Source organism: Bartonella sp. AA83SXKL (genome assembly GCF_042196965.1).
Classification (GTDB): Bacteria; Pseudomonadota; Alphaproteobacteria; order Rhizobiales; family Rhizobiaceae; genus Bartonella.
In genome coordinates this window covers 1-527 of record NZ_JBHIRG010000355.1, presented here as the reverse complement: position 1 = coordinate 527, position 527 = coordinate 1, and the positions used below count along the sequence as shown (strand labels likewise).

Annotated in this window: 1 protein-coding gene; it reads right to left on the bottom strand. The window is 38.7% G+C overall.

The genetic code is table 11. From position 1 onward, the window contains the following. A partial coding sequence (locus ACFINO_RS11600) for an N-acetylmuramoyl-L-alanine amidase (RefSeq protein ID WP_375656002.1) occupies nt 1-527 on the bottom strand: 527 nt, incomplete at both ends.

Sequence of the window (527 nt, the reverse complement as noted above, 5' to 3'; positions counted from 1 at the left end):
CGTTTCACGTCGGGTCAGATCGAGCAAAATATCTGTTAATTCAAGCGATTCTTCTTTCGGTAAACCGTCAAGTAGATCAACCTTATTTTCACTTTCAGCTAAAGACTTCGCAATTGCATCAGATGCCTCGTCCGATATGGTATATACTGTAGCACCACGTAGAGAATGTACATCAATTGTATCGGCATGAATAGATATAAAAAGATCAGCATCAAATTCCTGTGCCTTTTTAACTCTTTCGCTTAATCTTAGAAAGATATCAGAATCCCGTGTTAACGCAACAATGGTGTGGGAACCTTTTTGTAATTCATCTCGCAATGCACGTGCAAAGGCTAGTGTTACATCTTTTTCTAAAATTCCAGTAACTCCCCGTGCACCACCGTCAATACCACCATGTCCAGGATCAAGTACAACACGAAAACTACGGGGGAGATCTCTCTGTATTTTCGTATTGAAATCAGCTTTTTGTTGTTTTTTCAATACCTCATCAAACTTTTTTTGTGTGCTTTGGGTAATATCAATCAAAA